This window comes from Streptomyces sp. NPDC021562 (genome assembly GCF_040640875.1).
Classification (GTDB): Bacteria; Actinomycetota; Actinomycetes; order Streptomycetales; family Streptomycetaceae; genus Streptomyces.
The window spans coordinates 164,463-180,252 of the sequence record NZ_JBFACN010000019.1 but is presented as its reverse complement, the minus strand read 5'-3'; the positions used below and the strand labels follow the sequence as shown (position 1 = coordinate 180,252).

At 71.9% G+C, this 15,790-nt stretch carries 11 protein-coding genes and 1 pseudogene; 6 read left to right on the top strand and 6 right to left on the bottom strand.

Translation table 11 applies throughout. The features are described from left to right. Nucleotides 1-182, bottom strand: a pseudogene (locus AB0G52_RS28155) (B/F/G family RNA polymerase sigma-70 factor); the annotation flags it as partial. A 290-nt stretch (nucleotides 183-472) separates the two neighbouring features. Between AB0G52_RS28155 and AB0G52_RS28150 the strand changes: the two are divergent. The 3 genes from AB0G52_RS28150 to AB0G52_RS28140 all read left to right on the top strand — a co-directional run bounded on the left by AB0G52_RS28150 (nucleotide 473) and on the right by AB0G52_RS28140 (nucleotide 6,188). After that, a complete protein-coding gene (locus tag AB0G52_RS28150; RefSeq protein ID WP_361339836.1) occupies nucleotides 473-700 on the top strand; it encodes a DUF2945 domain-containing protein in 228 nt (75 codons plus the stop codon). Between the two features lie 329 nt (nucleotides 701-1,029). Next, entirely contained in the window at nucleotides 1,030-5,229 is a 4,200-nt protein-coding gene (locus tag AB0G52_RS28145) for a beta-galactosidase (protein ID WP_361339833.1), read from the top strand. A 179-nt stretch (nucleotides 5,230-5,408) separates the two neighbouring features. After that, complete coding sequence (locus tag AB0G52_RS28140) at nucleotides 5,409-6,188, top strand: SDR family oxidoreductase (protein ID WP_361339830.1); 780 nt, start codon at nucleotides 5,409-5,411, stop codon at nucleotides 6,186-6,188. Nucleotides 6,189-6,205: 17 nt separating this feature from the next. Here the strand turns inward: AB0G52_RS28140 and AB0G52_RS28135 are convergent, their stop codons facing one another. Next, nucleotides 6,206-6,694 (bottom strand): MSMEG_6728 family protein, encoded by a 489-nt coding sequence (locus tag AB0G52_RS28135; protein WP_361339827.1) that lies wholly within the window; start codon nucleotides 6,692-6,694, stop codon nucleotides 6,206-6,208. A gap of 245 nt (nucleotides 6,695-6,939) precedes the next feature. After that, the gene (locus tag AB0G52_RS28130) at nucleotides 6,940-7,602 is read right to left on the bottom strand and encodes a Tat pathway signal sequence domain protein (RefSeq protein WP_361339824.1); all 663 of its coding nucleotides are present in this window, start codon (nucleotides 7,600-7,602) and stop codon (nucleotides 6,940-6,942) included. Nucleotides 7,603-7,872: 270 nt separating this feature from the next. Between AB0G52_RS28130 and AB0G52_RS28125 the strand changes: the two genes are divergently transcribed. Beyond that, nucleotides 7,873-8,616, top strand: coding sequence for a helix-turn-helix domain-containing protein (locus AB0G52_RS28125; protein WP_361339821.1), 744 nt, complete (start codon nucleotides 7,873-7,875; stop codon nucleotides 8,614-8,616). A gap of 68 nt (nucleotides 8,617-8,684) precedes the next feature. On the opposite strand, the gene AB0G52_RS28120 is transcribed toward AB0G52_RS28125, so the two are convergent. Continuing rightward, on the bottom strand, nucleotides 8,685-9,008 hold the full coding sequence (locus AB0G52_RS28120; RefSeq protein ID WP_361339818.1) for a hypothetical protein: 324 nt from the start codon (nucleotides 9,006-9,008) through the stop codon (nucleotides 8,685-8,687). Between the two features lie 125 nt (nucleotides 9,009-9,133). Continuing rightward, a complete protein-coding gene (locus AB0G52_RS28115) occupies nucleotides 9,134-10,318 on the bottom strand; it encodes an acyl-CoA dehydrogenase family protein (RefSeq protein WP_132891117.1) in 1,185 nt (394 codons plus the stop codon). Nucleotides 10,319-10,739: 421 nt separating this feature from the next. Between AB0G52_RS28115 and AB0G52_RS28110 the strand changes: the two genes are divergently transcribed. After that, nucleotides 10,740-13,121: an endonuclease/exonuclease/phosphatase family protein gene (locus AB0G52_RS28110; protein WP_361339851.1), complete on the top strand. Its 2,382-nt coding sequence runs from the start codon at nucleotides 10,740-10,742 to the stop codon at nucleotides 13,119-13,121. Nucleotides 13,122-13,263: 142 nt separating this feature from the next. Here the strand turns inward: AB0G52_RS28110 and AB0G52_RS28105 are convergent, their stop codons facing one another. Then, complete coding sequence (locus tag AB0G52_RS28105) at nucleotides 13,264-14,211, bottom strand: DMT family transporter (RefSeq protein ID WP_132891116.1); 948 nt, start codon at nucleotides 14,209-14,211, stop codon at nucleotides 13,264-13,266. 30 nt (nucleotides 14,212-14,241) lie between these two features. On the opposite strand from AB0G52_RS28105, the gene AB0G52_RS28100 reads away from it, so the two are divergent. Further along, on the top strand, nucleotides 14,242-15,762 hold the full coding sequence (locus AB0G52_RS28100; RefSeq protein WP_361339814.1) for a PLP-dependent aminotransferase family protein: 1,521 nt from the start codon (nucleotides 14,242-14,244) through the stop codon (nucleotides 15,760-15,762). Nucleotides 15,763-15,790 lie beyond the last annotated feature (28 nt).

Sequence of the window (15,790 nt, the reverse complement as noted above, 5' to 3'; positions counted from 1 at the left end):
ATGGGCAGCCAGGCCGCGACCAGTTCGTCGCGCAGCGCGTCGCGCTCGGGGCCCTCGTCGAGGGCGGCGAGACGGGCGAAGAGGGCCGCTGTGTCGGGGGCGTCGTCGTGAGTGCGGCGGGACGTCCCCGCAGCGGTGTGGCCGGGCGTCGCGGGACGGCTGGTCGACAAGTCGGTGAGCATGCGGAATCGCTCCTGAACGGTCTTTCCAGAAGTCCGGAACTGCGTTCCGGACATGTCCTGAAGGGTGGGTCAGGGTGCCGCAGCGGAGAGGTGGCCGGGCTCCGGAGGATGCCGGCAGCCCGGGTGGTCACCCGCTGGGCCTGCGCCTCCGGTCCGAAGCACGAAACTCCGGCTGCCCCTGACTTCGAGCGGTAAACCCAGGCTCTTCACGCCGTCACCGCGGCTGCGCCACGGACGCGGTGACCGCACCCTGGAGACAGGGGGACGGCCGGGCGGGAAGGAGCGTCGGTATGGCGAAGAAACGGAGCGAGCGCGAGAGCCTGAAGAAGGGCGACAAGGTGGCCTGGAAGAGTCACGGCGGCCAGGCCGAGGGCGAGGTGGAGAAGAAGATCACCAAGCGCACCCGGGCTGCGGGCCGCACGGTGTCCGCGGCACCGGACGACCCGCAGTACCAGGTGCGCAGCGCCAAGTCCGGCCGGTCGGCGGTGCACAAGCCGTCCGCGCTGAAGAAGAAGTGAGCCCGGGCGCCCGCCGTCGCCGACGGCGTGCCGCTCGGCCGGACCGCGTGCTGACGTGACGCCCTCAGCGGCCGTGCCGTGGAGCCGCCGCCGTGGCGGGTGACTGACTTTTCGCCGCCGCCGGGCCGCCGACCGCCGCCGACTGCCGGCGTCCGGGTCGGACTCGTCGGTCCCCGTGGCCGCTTCTCGGCCACGGGTGAGCCCACTTGACTTCCACCGCCCCGACTGTGTTCTCCCGCCCCATTGTGTTGAGCCTTGTGGACCTTTACTGTTCGGGTCTGCCTGAGTCTGTTCGATGATGATGAGTGCTCAGGCGGATGGAGGCCGCAGTGCGGGGAAGTCGGAGCCGTTCCGAGGACGCGAGACCCGGTCGACGTCGGTGGTGGAGGGCGGTCCTCGCGACGACCGCCACCATCGCCCTGGCCGTGGGCATGACCGGACCAGCCGCCGCGCTGGACGTGGGCGGGCACGAGAGTGGACACGGGGGCGGGTCATCACCCACCGCGACGCCCGCCACAGAGCCGCACGCGCACACGGTGACACTCGACGGCTACTCGTTCCTCGTCGACGGCAGGCGCACCTACCTGTGGTCCGGCGAGTTCCACTACTTCCGGCTGCCGAGCCCGGACCTGTGGCGGGACATCTTCCAGAAGATGAAGGCCGCCGGCTTCAACTCCACCTCGCTGTACTTCGACTGGGGCTACCACTCGCCGAAACCGGGGGTGTACGACTTCACCGGGGTGCGTGACGTCGACAAGCTCCTCGACATGGCCCAGGAGGCCGGGCTCTACGTCATCGCGCGCCCCGCGCCGTACATCAACGCGGAGGTCGACAGCGGCGGCCTGCCCGGCTGGCTGACCACCAAGGCCGGCAACAACCGCAGCGACGACCCGCGGTTCCTGAAGTACGCGGACGAATGGCTGACCCAGATCGACCGCATCATCGCCCGCCACCAACTCACCAACGGCACCGGCTCGGTCATCGCCTACCAGGTCGAGAACGAGTACTACAACGGCTCCGCCGCCGGCCGCTCCTACATGCAGCACCTGGAGGACAAGGCCCGCGCCGACGGCATCACGGTCCCGCTGACCGGCAACAACAACGGCACCTTCAACTCCGGTACCGGCGCCCTGGACGTCGACGGCCCCGACTCGTACCCGCAGGGCTTCGACTGCTCCAACCCCACGAAGTGGAACGGCGTCCCCGACATCAGCTACGACCACCCCGCCGGAAAGCCGCTGTACTCACCGGAGTTCCAGGGCGGCGCCTTCGACCCCTGGGGCGGACCGGGCTACGACAAGTGCGCCCAGCTCATCAACGACCAGTTCGCCAACGTGTTCTACAAGCAGAACATAGCCGTCGGCGCCACCGCGCAGAGCTTCTACATGACCTACGGCGGCACCAACTGGGGCTGGCTGGGCATGCCGGAGAACTACACGTCGTACGACTACGGGGCGGCGATCCGCGAGACCCGGCAGCTCGATCCGAAGTACTACGAGGACAAGCTGATCGGCTACTTCACCCAGTCCGTCGCCCCGCTGACCAAGACGGAGGCGATCAGGGCCACGCCACCGGACGACTCCGCCGTGGTCGACACCGCCCGGATGAACCCGGACACCAAGACGCAGTTCCACGTCCTGCGGCACGGCAACTCCACGTCCACAGCGGTCGACAGGACCCACATCGCACTGGACCTCAACGCCCAGCCGTCCGCCGACACCACCTACACCTGGGACGACCCGGACTCCGCGCTCCAGTACGCCGGTTCGTGGTCGCACGTGGCCGACCAGAGCTACACCGGCGGCGACTACAAGCACACCGAGTCGTTCTCCAACAAGGCCGGTGACTCGGTCACCGTCCCCTTCGACGGCACCGCGATCCGCTGGATCGGCTCGAAGACGAACAACCACGGCTACGCCGACGTCTACCTCGACGGTACGAAGGAGGCGACGGTCGACGACTCCGGCGGCGAGAACCAGGCGGTGCTCTTCCAGAAGACCGGCCTGGCCGCCGGAGCACACACCCTGAAGATCGTCGTCACCGGGACCCACAGCTCGGCCTCCACGGACAACTACGTGGCCATCGACGCCATCGACGTGCCGACGGGCGCCGCCGCCGCGGAACCGACCTACCCGGTCGTCCCCCAGCAGCCCGGCACCGCGATCACCCTCGACGGGCGCGACTCCCATGTGATCGTCGCCGACTACCGGCTCGGCGACTCGCAGTTGCAGTACTCGACCTCGGAGCTCATGACCGGCGCCACCATCGGCGACCGGGACGTCGCCGTGCTCTACGGCGACCCGGGCAGCGACGGCGAGACGGTCCTGCGCTACTCCGCCAAGCCCACCGTGGTCACCAGCGGCGGCACCGCCACCACCACCTGGGACCCGGCCACCGGCGACCTGCGGCTGAACTACACCCACAAGGGCCTGATCCGCATCGGCATCACCGGCGGCGGACAGCGCCCGCTGCTGCTCCTCGTCGGCGACAAGGCGACGGCGAAGACCTTCTGGCGTCAGGAGACGGCGGCCGGCCCGGTCCTCGTCCGCGGCACGCACCTGCTGCGGACGGCCACCAGCCGGGACGGCGGCCGCACCGTGGCGCTCACCGGCGACAACGCGGACGACAAGAACATCGAGGTGTTCAGCTCCGCGGCCCGGGTCACCTGGAACGGCCGGACGGTGCACACCCGGGCCACCGGCACCGGAAGCCTGACCGGAGAGATCGCGACCGCGGCCGCGGTGCGGCTGCCGGCGCTGACGAACTGGAAGCACGCCGAGGAATCCCCCGAAGCGGCCCCCGGCTTCGACGACTCCCGCTGGCAGGTGGCCGACAGGACGACCACCAACAGTGTCTCCGGCGGCAACTCCCTGCCGGTGCTCTACGCCGACGACTACGGCTTCCACACCGGCAACACCTGGTACCGCGGCCGGTTCCGCGCCACCGGCAAGGAAACCGGCGTCCATCTGGTCTCGGACTCCGGCGGCGGCGCCCAGGCGTTCTCCGCCTGGCTCAACGGCACCTTCCTGGGCAGCTCCACCACGGGCAGCGCCGACCTCGCCTTCCCGGCCGGCTCGGTCAAGTCCACGGGCGACAACGTCCTCTCCGTGCTCACCGTGAACATGGGACACGAGGAGGACTACAACTCCAGCAACGGCAACAAGACGGCCCGCGGCCTGACCAGCGCCTCCCTCGTCGGCGCCCCGCTGACCTCCGTCACCTGGCGCCTCCAGGGCGTACGCGGCGGCGAGGACCTGCAGGACACGGTGCGCGGCCCGCTCTCGACGGGCGGTCTGTACGGCGAGCGGGCCGGCTGGTCCCTGCCGGGCTACCCGGACGGCAAGTGGAACAAGGTGACACTGCCGACGACCGACACCCGGCCGGGTGTCTCCTGGTACCGCACCGACGCCCACCTCGACCTGCCACGCGGTCAGGACACCTCGGTCGGCCTGACGTTCACCGACGACGCCGCACGCAAGTACCGTGCCACGATCTTCGTCAACGGCTGGCAGCTCGGCAACTACGTCAACTACCTGGGCCCGCAGCACACGTTCCCCGTCCCCGACGGAATCCTGAACCCGAACGGCCACAACAGCATCGCCATCGCCGTCTGGAACCTGGACGGCAGCACCGGCGGGCTCGGCCGGGTCTCGCTCACCGACTACGGCAGCTACACCTCCTCCCTGCGCGTCGCCCAGAACGACAGCCCCCGCTACGACAGCCGCACGTACGCGATGCCGAAGCGCCCCGGCGCCGACGTCACCCTGGAGGTGCCCGACACCGCGCAGCCGGCCCAGTCCTTCACAGCCCGGACGACCGTCCGGGTGCCCGAGGACGGATCGGCCGCCACCCGGCTGACGGCCTCGCTCTCCGCCCCCGACGGCTGGAGCGTCGGCGCCACCGGCCCCACGTCGGCCGAACGCGTACGACCGGGTGCGTCGGCCACCTTCACCTGGAACGTCCGGCCCCCGGCCGGGGCGCTGCCGTCCGCCTCCGCCCTCACCACCACCGTGCACTACCAGCAGCACGGACGGCAGGCCACGGGGACCGACGAGCGCATCCTCGGCGGGATCCCACCGGCGCCCCCCGCCGGGAAGAGCGCGGTCAGCGACCTGCCGTTCCTGTCCGCCACCAACGGCTGGGGGCCGGTGGAACGGGACAGCAGCGTCGGCGAACAGGCGGCCGGGGACGGCCGGCCGATCAGTATCGCCGGCGTGGCCCACGCCAAGGGCCTGGGCACCAACTCGGTCAGCGACGTCCAGCTCTACCTCGCCGGAACCTGCTCCCGTCTGACGGCGGACGTCGGTGTCGACGACGAGACGGGCGGCGCGGGAACGGTGACGTTCTCCGTCATCGCCGACGGCAGGACCCTGGTGACCACGCCGACGATCCGGGGCAAGCAGGCGGCGGTACCGATCGACGTCGACGTCAGCGGCGCCCAGGTGGTCGACCTCAGGGTCGGCGACGCCGGTGACGGCAACGGCAACGACCACGGAGACTGGGGGACGCCGACACTCACGTGCGGATAGCGCCTCGTCGGTCGCCTGGCGGAGGGGTCTTCGCCGGCGGCACCCGAGGTCCGGGACCGGGACGGCCGGCGGCCGTCCCGGTCCTGTCCCGCGTCCGCCACCCGCCCTCGTACGGCGCTTCCCGGCCGGAGGCCCGAGGCTGGAGGGACCGGGGGACCGCGAGTGGTGAGGAGCGGACCATGACAGATGATCTGCGGTACAAAACGGCCGTCGTCACCGGCGCGAGCAAGGGCATCGGTCTCGCCGTGGCCGAGGCGCTGGTGGCCGCCGGAGCCGACGTGGTCGCGGCGGCACGGACCATGTCGCCGGGGCTCGACGTCCTGGTGAAAGAGGGCGGAGCCCGCTGGGTCCAGCTGGACCTGACCGAGCCGGACAGCGCCCACCAGCTGGTGGCCGCGGCAGGGCAGCACATAGACGTGCTGGTCAACAACGTGGGCTCGGCCCCCGCCCGGCCCGGCGGCTTCCTCAGCGTGACCGACGCCCAGTGGCGGCGGACCCTGGAACTCAACCTGTTCGCGACGATCGCGGTCACCCGGGCCGTCCTGCCCCTCATGCTGGAGACCGGCCGCGGTTCCATCGTGAACATCGGCTCGGTCAACGCCGAACTGCCCGATCCGACGGTGGTCGACTACAGCGCGGCCAAGGCCGCGCTGGTCAACTTCTCCAAGGCGCTGTCGAAGGAGTTCGGGCCCCGTGGCGTGCGGGTGAACAGCGTGAGCCCCGGGCCGGTCGAGACGGAGCTGTGGCTCGGCGCCGGGGGAGTGGCCGACACCGTCTCGGCCGCGGCGGGCCTGGAGGCGCGGGACGTCATGGCGCAGGCCGCGGCCGCCAGCGTCAGCGGACGCTTCTCCCGCCCCGCGGAGATCGCCGACCTGGTCGTGTACCTGGCCGGTGACCGGGCCGCCAACATCATCGGCAGCGACCTGCGCATCGACGGAGGATTCGTCCCGACGTGGTGAGCCGGGGGCTGCCCGTGTCACGCTCCGGTCGGCGTGTCCCGTGGCCCGCGGTCCGACGCGGGCCACACGTACGGCAGGTCGTCGTGCACCCCGGGGAACAGACCGGCGTACACCTCCCGGTCCTTGCGGACGAGTGCCGAGCGGTGGCTCTCGTGGAATGCCTCGTCGCCGAGCCAGGGCGGCAGCTCCCCGGCGGCCGCCAGTTCCGCCTGGTCGCGCACCTGGGCGCCCGGACGGCACGCGGCCAGCCCGGCGACCAGGGAGGCGGCGCAGCTGTCCTGGTGCCCCTGCTCGCGCCAGACCCGGCAGATCTCCAGGCCGTACCGCACGAGCGCCTCCTCGTACCCGGTCCACATCCGTACGGCCGGGTGCCGGCGCCATCCGTAGCCGGGGACGGTCAGGCCGCGCAGGACCTGGAGTGTCTCGACGCGCTGCTTGCCCAGCCGGCGCCGGTCCAGGAGCTGTGCGGTGCGCCGGAAGTCGGGATCGGGGAGGAACGTCTGCATCAGTCACCGTCCCGCTTCCCGCCCGGCGCGGCCGGCGCGTGGACGGCCGGCCTGCCGGACGTGTTCGTGGCGATCGTGGTAACGCTCACCTCCCCGCCGTGTTCCCCGGGCTCGCGGAGTCGAACGGAGGCGGCGTGGGCGTCAGGCTCCCGCACGGCGGACACGGACGGTGGCAGTCCGTAGCGGCCATGGCATTCCGTGCCCGCCGTTCTCCTCGGAGCGAGCGGGGATCGCCGTACCGGAGGTCAGTTGGTGAAGACGGCGGGAGAGCCGCTGACGCTGCTGTCGACGACCGGCGCGTAGGAGGCCGTGAAGTATCCGTTGGCCGCGCACAGGGACGAGCCGGACACCTTGGTGAACGCCTGGTTGGTGAAGGTCAGGCTGTGGGTGGTGTTCGAGCTCACCGCGGCCAGCCCGGACGCCCGGTAGACGCAGTTGACGGTGCCCAGCAGGGTGGACAGGACCACCGTGGTCTGGATGGTGCTGCCCGAGGCCGGAGTCACCGTCACGGCCCCGCCCGAGGCGGCGGACGTCGTGTACGGCAGGTTGTTGACGGTGACGCTCTGCACGCCGGTGACGCCGAGGACGTTGCTGGAGCAGCCGCTGAAGGTCTGGGAGGTGGCGGACTCGGTCGCGGTGCCCGGGGCGGCGGGGTTCGACGTCACCTTGGCGGACAGCGACGAGCCGGTGCACGTGATGCCGGTCGAACCACCGCTGGTGGTGGCCAGCGAGGCCTTGGTGCCACTGGCCAGGGAGGAGGTGAGCACGTCGCCCACGGAGACCGCGTTGCCGCCGGCGCTGCCGTAGGTGAGCACGGCGCCGGCCGCCGAGACGGAGGCGGCGGGAAGCAGGGTCAGAGCGGACAGGGCAGCGGTGACGGTTAAGGCGGAGACGCCGAATCTGCGCATGCGTGAGTCCTCTTTCGGGCGTGCGGGTGTGACGAGGAAGGGGGCGGCCGTCCCCAGGCACGGGAAGGGACGGCGACCCGGGCATGGCTGTCCCGGGTGGCGGGACTGCCGGACCGGTGCACTTGTTGGCGCTGTGCGGGTGCGTGACACTGGCGGCTCCAGCGGGTCGTCCGCCGCAGGTCCGCACCAAAGAAAACCTGTGAAGGTTGTAAACCTGACGAGTATTCAACGTCAAGGCACAGCACGCGAGTTCGTGAGAAAGGGCATGGAATGGCAGCAGGTTCGCCGGTGCCGCCGCCGTTGGTGCTGCCCGGTACCCGAAAGGGGCGCGACCCGGAGCGCTCGCTGCGGCGCGGTCCCCGCCGTACGTCCCCCGAGGCCGTCGCCGCCAACCAGCGGGACCGGCTGCTGGACGGGTTCGTCCGCACCGTCGCCCAGGTCGGATACGCCCGCACCCGGGTCAGTGACATCTGCCAGGCGGCCGGCGTGACCAGACCGGTCTTCTACGAGATCTTCAAGGGGAAGGAGGACGCCTTCCTCGCCGCCCACCACCACGGCACCTCGCAGGTGCTCGCCGCCATGGAGGAGGCCCGCGCCCAGGCCCCCGACTGGCCGGGAAAGGTGCGCGCCGGGCTGGGTGCGCTCCTCGTGATCCTCGCCGGGGCGCCGGCGTTCGCGGCGATGGCCATCGTGGAGATCGACGCCGTCGGACCCGCCGGGCGAGAGGCCCGCGAGCACCTGCTGACCCGCTTCCGTGACTACTTCACCGACCTGCCCGACCTGGAGCTTCCGGTTCCGCAGGAGGAGCTGGTGGACACCGTGGTCGGTGGCGTGTACTCCGCGATCTACCGACGCATAGCCGCCGGCCGGACCGCCGAACTGCCTGCCCTGCTGCCTGGCCTGGCCTTCTCGGTACTCGCCCCGTTCCTGGGCCCGGAGCAGGCCGCCGCCTGCCTGTCCGACCCACCCCCCGCCACGGGCCCCCTCCCGGCCTGCCTGACCCCGGAGCCCTGAGGCCCGGTACGCGTGCGTCATGCGGAGGTGCGGCCGAGACGGTTCCCCGCTCGGCCGCACGATTCCGCTCAGTTGTTGAAGACGGGGACGTTGGTGACGGTGCCGCCGCTGTTGCCGTTGTTGAAGACGGGGACGTTGGTGACGGTGCCCGCGCCGTTGCCGTTGTTGAAGACGGGGACGTTGGTGACCGTGCCGCCGCCGTTGCCGTTGTTGAAGACCGGGACATTGGTGACCGTGCCCCCGCCCCCGTTTCCGTGGTGGTGATGGCTGGGAGCCATGGTCACGGCGCCGGTGTGCGCCGGGGCGGCGAACGCGCTGGTGGGGATCAGTGCCCCGCCCGCGGCCAGCGCGGTCGAAGCGGTCAGGACGGCGATACGAGTGAAACGCGACATGGGAGTGCTCCTTGAGTGAGGCGAGTGGGTGGCCGCCGTTTCCGTGCGACCTCATGCCTCCATTGGGGCATCGCCGCCCCACCCCGGTCACGTGACTCGAATTCGGGACTTGACAGAGCACGGTCCTAGAGGAACGGCGTCCCGGCGTCGAGCCCCGACAGCACCCGGCCGTACAGCTCCAGGTTGGCGGTGGGGTTGACGAACGAGTGCAGGCTCAGGGCGTTGAGGTCCCGGACGATCCGCTGGATCGGCACCTCCCGGTGCAGGGACGAGGCGCCGGCCGCGGACCCGGCCAGGTCGGCGGCTTCCTTGCACAGCCGCGTCAGATATCCGCACTGCGCCCTGGTCCGAGCCCGCTCCCGCGCCGTGAAGGGCTGTGCGTCGGCCGCCCTGGCCTCGATCAGCCCCACGAAGTCGGCGGTGATCAGTTCCGCGGAGGAGACCTTCATCGCGGCCTCGGCCAGTTGGAGATGCGTCACCGGTGCCTCGTGCTGGCGCTCGTAGGGGGTGTACGTGATGCCCCGCCGGTGGATGCGCTCCTCGAACTCCGTCAGAGCCGCGCGGCCCAGTCCGAGGGCGTTCGCGGCCGTCCAGGCACAGAACAGCAGCAGGACCGGCATCCGGTAGAAGGGGTCGGCGGCGTTGCGCCGGGACGGGAACGTGCCCGCCAGCAGCGGCCCGACCGGCAGCACGCGATGGGCGGGCACGTGCACGTCCTGGGCGACGACGGTGTTGCTGCCGCTCCCGCTGAGACCGGAGACGTTCCAGTCGTCCAGCACCTTGAGATCGGTCATGGGGATCGCCAGCCACACCATCTCCGGCGGGCCGTCCCCGGTGCCGGCCACCGCGGTCAGCAGATGCCAGTCGGCGTCCTGGCAGCCGGTCGCGAAAGGAGAGTTTCCGCTCACCGTGTAACCGCCGTCCACGGGAACGGCTTTCGAACTCGGGACGAGTGTGCCGCCGACCCGTACCTCGGGGTCCGCGAAGATCTCGTCCTGGGCCTCGTCGGGGAACAGGGCAGCGATGAACGCGCACCCGGCCTGGATCAACGCCATGAACCCGGCCGACCCGCATCCGGCGGAGACGGCGCTCAGCGCGTCGACCTGGGTGCGTAAGGAGGTCTGGTGGCCCCCGTAATGGCGAGGGACGTTCATACGGTGGATCCCGGCGTCCGTGAGAGCCTCGACGACCTCGCTGGTCACTCGCCGTTCCTGCTCCGCGCGCAGGGCGTGCGAGCGGATGAGAGGGTGCAGCGCGCGGACGCGTTCGACGAGATCGGCCTCCGAGCGGGGTACTGACGAACTGGTCAAGAGACGGCCTCCGCACTGGGGACCCGGCAGGAACCCTCACCGTCGCGCCGATCCCGACGGCTGTCAACGCACGGGATCAGAAGGCGAGTTGCTGGATGGCGCGGAACTGGAGACGGCCGAGCCGACGCATCCGGCGGACGGTCGGCAGTCCCACGCGCACGCGCTGCGGTCGCCAACCGGAATGTCAGACCTCCGTTTGTGTCCCAGAGTTCACCTACGGATTGCTGCGTTCGCGCTGTCTACGCGCGTATCTTGGCCCGGTCGTACGCCGGGGCGGCCCCGCACGCTCACGTACTCACGTCACGCCGTCTGCATGAAGGAGAGCTCCTCCGTGTCGCACCTCTCATCCGAGGCCGCCGAGCCGCGTCCCCAGCACACCAGACGCAAGCGAGCCCTGCCCTACGGCATAGCGGGCGCCGTCGTGCTCGCCACCGCCGGCCTGAGCATCAACGCCATGGCCGCCTCGCACGAGGCCCTGATCGCCGAGGTCTACGGAGGCGGCGGCAACTCGGGCGCCACGTACACCAACGACTTCGTCGAACTGGCCAACGCCGGCAGCGGCGCGGTGGACCTGAGCGGCTACAGCGTGCAGTACCTGCCGGGCGCGCCGACCGCGTCCTCCAAGTGGCAGTCGACCCCGCTCACCGGCTCGCTCGCCGGCGGCGGCCGCTACCTGGTCCAGGAGGCCGCGGGCACGGGCGGCACCAAGGCCCTGCCCACGCCCGACGCCACCGGCTCCATCAACATGTCCGGCACCAACGGCACCGTCGCCCTGGTCACCGGCAGCGACCCGCTGACCTGCCTCACCGCCGCCGACTGCCAGGCGGACCCCCGGGTGAAGGACCTGGTCGGCTTCGGCACCGCGGTGGTGCACGAGGGCAACGGCGCTGCGGCCGGCGCGAGCAACACCGCGTCCGTGGCGCGCTCGGCCTCCCTCACCGACACCGACGACAACGCCGCGGACTTCACGGCCGGCGACCCGTCCCCGCAGAACACCGGGGACACCGGAGGCGGCACGACTCCGAGCGACCCGCCGACCACGCAGCCCCCCACCACCCCGCCGGCCACCCCCGCGAAGATCCACGACATCCAGGGCACCTCCCGCGTCTCGCCGCTCGACGGCAAGGCCGTCTCCGGGGTCACCGGCATCGTCACCGGCGTCCGCGCGTACGGCTCCTCGCAGGGCTTCTGGTTCCAGGACCCGAACCCCGACGCGGACCCGCGCACCAGCGAGGGCGTCTTCGTCTTCACCGGCTCCACCACCCCCACCGTGAAGGTGGGCGACAGCGTCTCCGTCGACGCCACCGTCCAGGAGTACTACCCGGGCGGCCAGAGCACCGGCATCCAGTCGGTCACCGAACTGACCAAGGCCACGGTGACCGTCGTGTCCAGCGGCAACGCCGTGCCCGCCCCGGTCGTCCTCGACAGGCACTCGGTGCCCGAGCGGTTCGCCCCGCAGGCGGGCGGCGCGAGCATCGAGAACCTGCCGCTGCGTCCTGACGAGTACGCCCTCGACACCTACGAGTCGCTGGAGGGCATGAACGTCCGCATCGGCAGCAGCCGCGTGGTCGGCGCCACGGACCCGTACTCCGAGATGTGGGTGACGGTCCGGCCCGACCAGAACCCCACCAAGCGGGGCGGCACCCTGTACAAGGGCTACGACGACCCCAACTCGGGCCGTCTCATGGTGCAGTCGCTGATCCCCACCGCCCAGCAGCCGTTCCCCGTCGCGAACGTCGGCGACACGCTGTCCGGCAGCACCGAGGGCCCGCTCGACTACAACCAGTTCGCCGGCACCTACACGGTCCAGGCCCGCGTCATCGGCACCGTCCGCAAGGGCGACCTCGAGCCCGAGGTGACGGCGAAGCAGAGCGCCTCCCAGGTGAGCGTCGCCACGTACAACGTGGAGAATCTCGCGCCGGGCAACGCGCAGTCGAAGTTCGACGCCCTCGCCAAGGGCCTGGTGACGAACCTCCGTTCGCCCGACATCGTCGCGCTGGAGGAGATCCAGGACAACAGCGGCGCCACCGACGACGGTACCGTCGCCGCCGACAAGACACTGGGCAAGCTGGTCGACGCGATCGTCGCGGTCGGCGGACCGCGCTACCAGTGGCGGCAGATCGACCCCGTCAACGACAAGGACGGCGGCCAGCCGGGCGGCAACATCCGGCAGGCGTTCCTGTTCAACCCCGACCGGGTGCAGTTCACCGACCGTCCTGGCGGCGACTCCTCGACGGCCGTCGGGGTGACCGGCAAGGGCGCGGACACCCACCTGACCGCGTCCCCGGGCCGGATCGCGCCGACGGACGACGCGTGGACCTCCTCGCGCAAGCCCCTCGTCGGCGAGTTCACCTTCCGCGGCAAGACGCTGTTCGTCATCGCCAACCACTTCAACAGCAAGGGCGGCGACCAGTCGATCGACAGCCGCTTCCAGCCGCCGGTGCGCAGCTCCGAGGCCCAGCGCAACCGGCAGGCCCTGGTCGAGCGGGACTTCGTCGAGTCGCTGGAGAAGGCGGACCCGAAGGCCGACCTGGTCGTCCTGGGCGACCTGAACGACTACCAGTTCTCACCGGCGGTCACCTCCCTCACGGCGAACGGCAGGCTCCTCACCGACCTGGTGAACACCCTGCCGGTCAAGGAGCGTTACTCCTACGTCTACGAGGGCAACTCGCAGGTCCTGGACCACATCCTGACCAGCCCGTCCCTGAGCCGCGAAGCCGACTACGACGTGGTGCACATCAACAGCGAGTTCGCCGCGCAGACCAGCGACCACGACCCCCAGATCGTGCGCGTCCGGCCGTGACGGTGCGCCCTCCCGTCTGAACGGGGCCCGGCCGCCCCACCCGGGGCGGCCGGGCCCCGGTCCCGCTGCTCGGGGAGGTGCCGAGCGAGGGTGGGGGAGCGGGAACGGGACGGGGGCCTACCGGGTGCGGCGTGAGACGGGGCTACCGGGCGCGGCCCGAGACGGGCCCGGCCTCCGGCGTGGCCGCTCGCCCCCCGCCCGGTGTCGCTCCGACGGCCGGGCCACGTGGCCGCAGGCCGATGACCAGACCCACCACGACCACCCCGATGCCCGCCCAGACCGACGGCCCCGGCATTCCGGTCCCCGCGACCGTGCTCGCGCCCGCCGCCGCGAGCGGGGCGATCCCGGTGAGCAGCCCGGCCCGGCCCGCCCCGGCTGCGCTCACCGTCGAGTACCACAGCACGAAGGCGACCGCCGTGACCAGCACAGCCAGGTAGCCGACGGCAGCCCACTGAACGCCCGTCAACCGTGTCACGGCCGACGGCCCTTCCGAAGCCATGCCGAGGACCGCCAGCACCGCACCGCCCAGCCACGTCGCGTGCACGGACACCCCCCACGGGGTGTGCCGTCCCAGCACCGGCACCGCGAGCAGGGTGAACGCGGCCTCGCAGCCGAGCGCGAGCGCGGCCCATGCCACTCCGAGGGGATCGGTGCGGCCGGTCCCCTCCACCAGCACCGCGCCCGCCACGACGACGGGCGCCGCCACCAGGACCTGGCGGCTGGGCCTGCGCCGTTCCAGCAGCGGGCCCACCAGTCCGAGGATTACCGGCGCGCACGCCACCGCGACCGCGATCACCGCGGGCTCCGCATGCGCGACACCCCGCACGACGGCCACGTTGAACAGCACCAGGCCGGTGACCGCCAGCCCCGCCAGCCACAGCCACTCCCTGCCGCGCGGCCGGACCGGACGGGCACCGGCGGCCCTGGCGACCACCAGGAGGATCGCGGTCGCGGCCGCGTACCGGACGGCCTGGGCGGCGAACAGCGGCGCGTCGACGAGGGTGTGCGAGACGGTGACGCTGCTCCCGACCAGCACCATCCCGGCCATGCCGGGGACGAGCTGGGCGAACGAGGGGGAAGGTGTGTCCATGCCCACCACCCTGCCGCCACAATGGACGCCATGGGCAGGTCCACGAAGTCACCGTCCGAGGGGTCCAAAACCTCGCACCCGGCGCCTGCGGCGAGCGTCGGCTCGGACTTCCTCCAGCTGGACATCGGACGGGCGCCGTCCGGCGGACGTACCGCCTGGCTCGCCGACCGGCTGCGGTCGGCCATCGCCGACGGCAGACTGCCCGTCGGAGCCAGGCTGCCGGCCAGCCGGGTGCTCGCCGAGGAGCTGAAGGTGACGCGGGGCGTGGTCACCGAGGCCTACCGGCGGCTGGCCGAGTCCGGTCAGATCGCCGGTCGCGGCCGGCTCGGCACGGTGGTGGTGGCCGCTCCCGCCGCGCCCCGCGCACGCCCCGCCGACGTGGCGGAGCCCGGCCGTGCGCTCTTCGGGGCGGCCGACCGCGAGGGCGCCATCGACGCGCTGCGGGCCCTTCCGTGCCGGATCGACCTCTCCCCGGGCGTCCCCGACCTCGCCGCGTTTCCCCGTACCGCCTGGCTGCGTGCCGAACGCGCCGTCCTCGCGAGCGTCACCCCCGGCGACTTCGGATACGGGGATCCACGGGGTGCCCTCGCCCTGCGCCGCGCCGTCGTCGACTGGCTGGCGCGCAACCGCGGCATCCGCGCCGACCCGGCCGAGGTGGTGGTGGTCGGAGGCGTGGCGCAGGCCCTCGGTCTGCTCGGCCAGATCCTGCGCGGGGAGGGCATCAGCCGGATCGCGGTCGAGGATCCCGGATCGCTCGGCGCACGCCAGCAACTGGAGCACGGCGGTCATACGACCGTTCCCGTGCCCGTGGACGCGGGCGGGCTGGACGTCGGCGCGCTGCGGGCCTGCGGTGCCCGCGCGGTGCTGACGACCCCGGCACACCAGTTCCCCACCGGTGTCGTCCTCGACGGGCAACGCCGCCGGGAGCTGCTGGACTGGGCGGCCGCCGGAGGGGTGGTCATCGAGGACGACTACGACGCCGAGCACCGCTACGACCGGCCGCCGGTGCCGGCCCTTCGCTCCCTGATGCCCGACGGGGTCTGCTACGCGGGAAGCGTCTCCAAGCTGCTCGCGCCCGCGCTGCGGATCGGCTGGCTCCTCGTCCCGCCGGACCGGCTGGACGCGGTGGTGACCGCCAAGCGGTACGCCGACCTCGGGACCGGCATCCTCACCCAGCTGGTGCTCGCCCGGCTGATGGACTCCGGCGAACTGGAACGGCACCTGCGCCATGTGCGCTCCCGCCACCGGCGCAGGCGGGACGCGATGCTGCGGGCCGTCGAGGCGCACCTGCCGCAGGCCAGGGTGCACGGCGCGGCCGCGGGCCTCCACCTGATGGTCACCTTCGACGGCGCACGGGACACCGGCTTCCGTGACACCGACCTCGCCGAGGCGGCCCTCGCCCGGGGCGTGAAGGTGCACCCGCTGTCCTGGCACCGCGTCCGGCCCGGCCGGCCGGGCCTCGTGCTCGGCTACGCGGCGGGCCCCGCCCACGACATCGAAGCGGGCGTCGCCCACATCGGCGCCGCCCTGCGTGAGGTGCGCGCCCCGTGAAGCACCGCGGTGTGGGTACCCGGTCCGG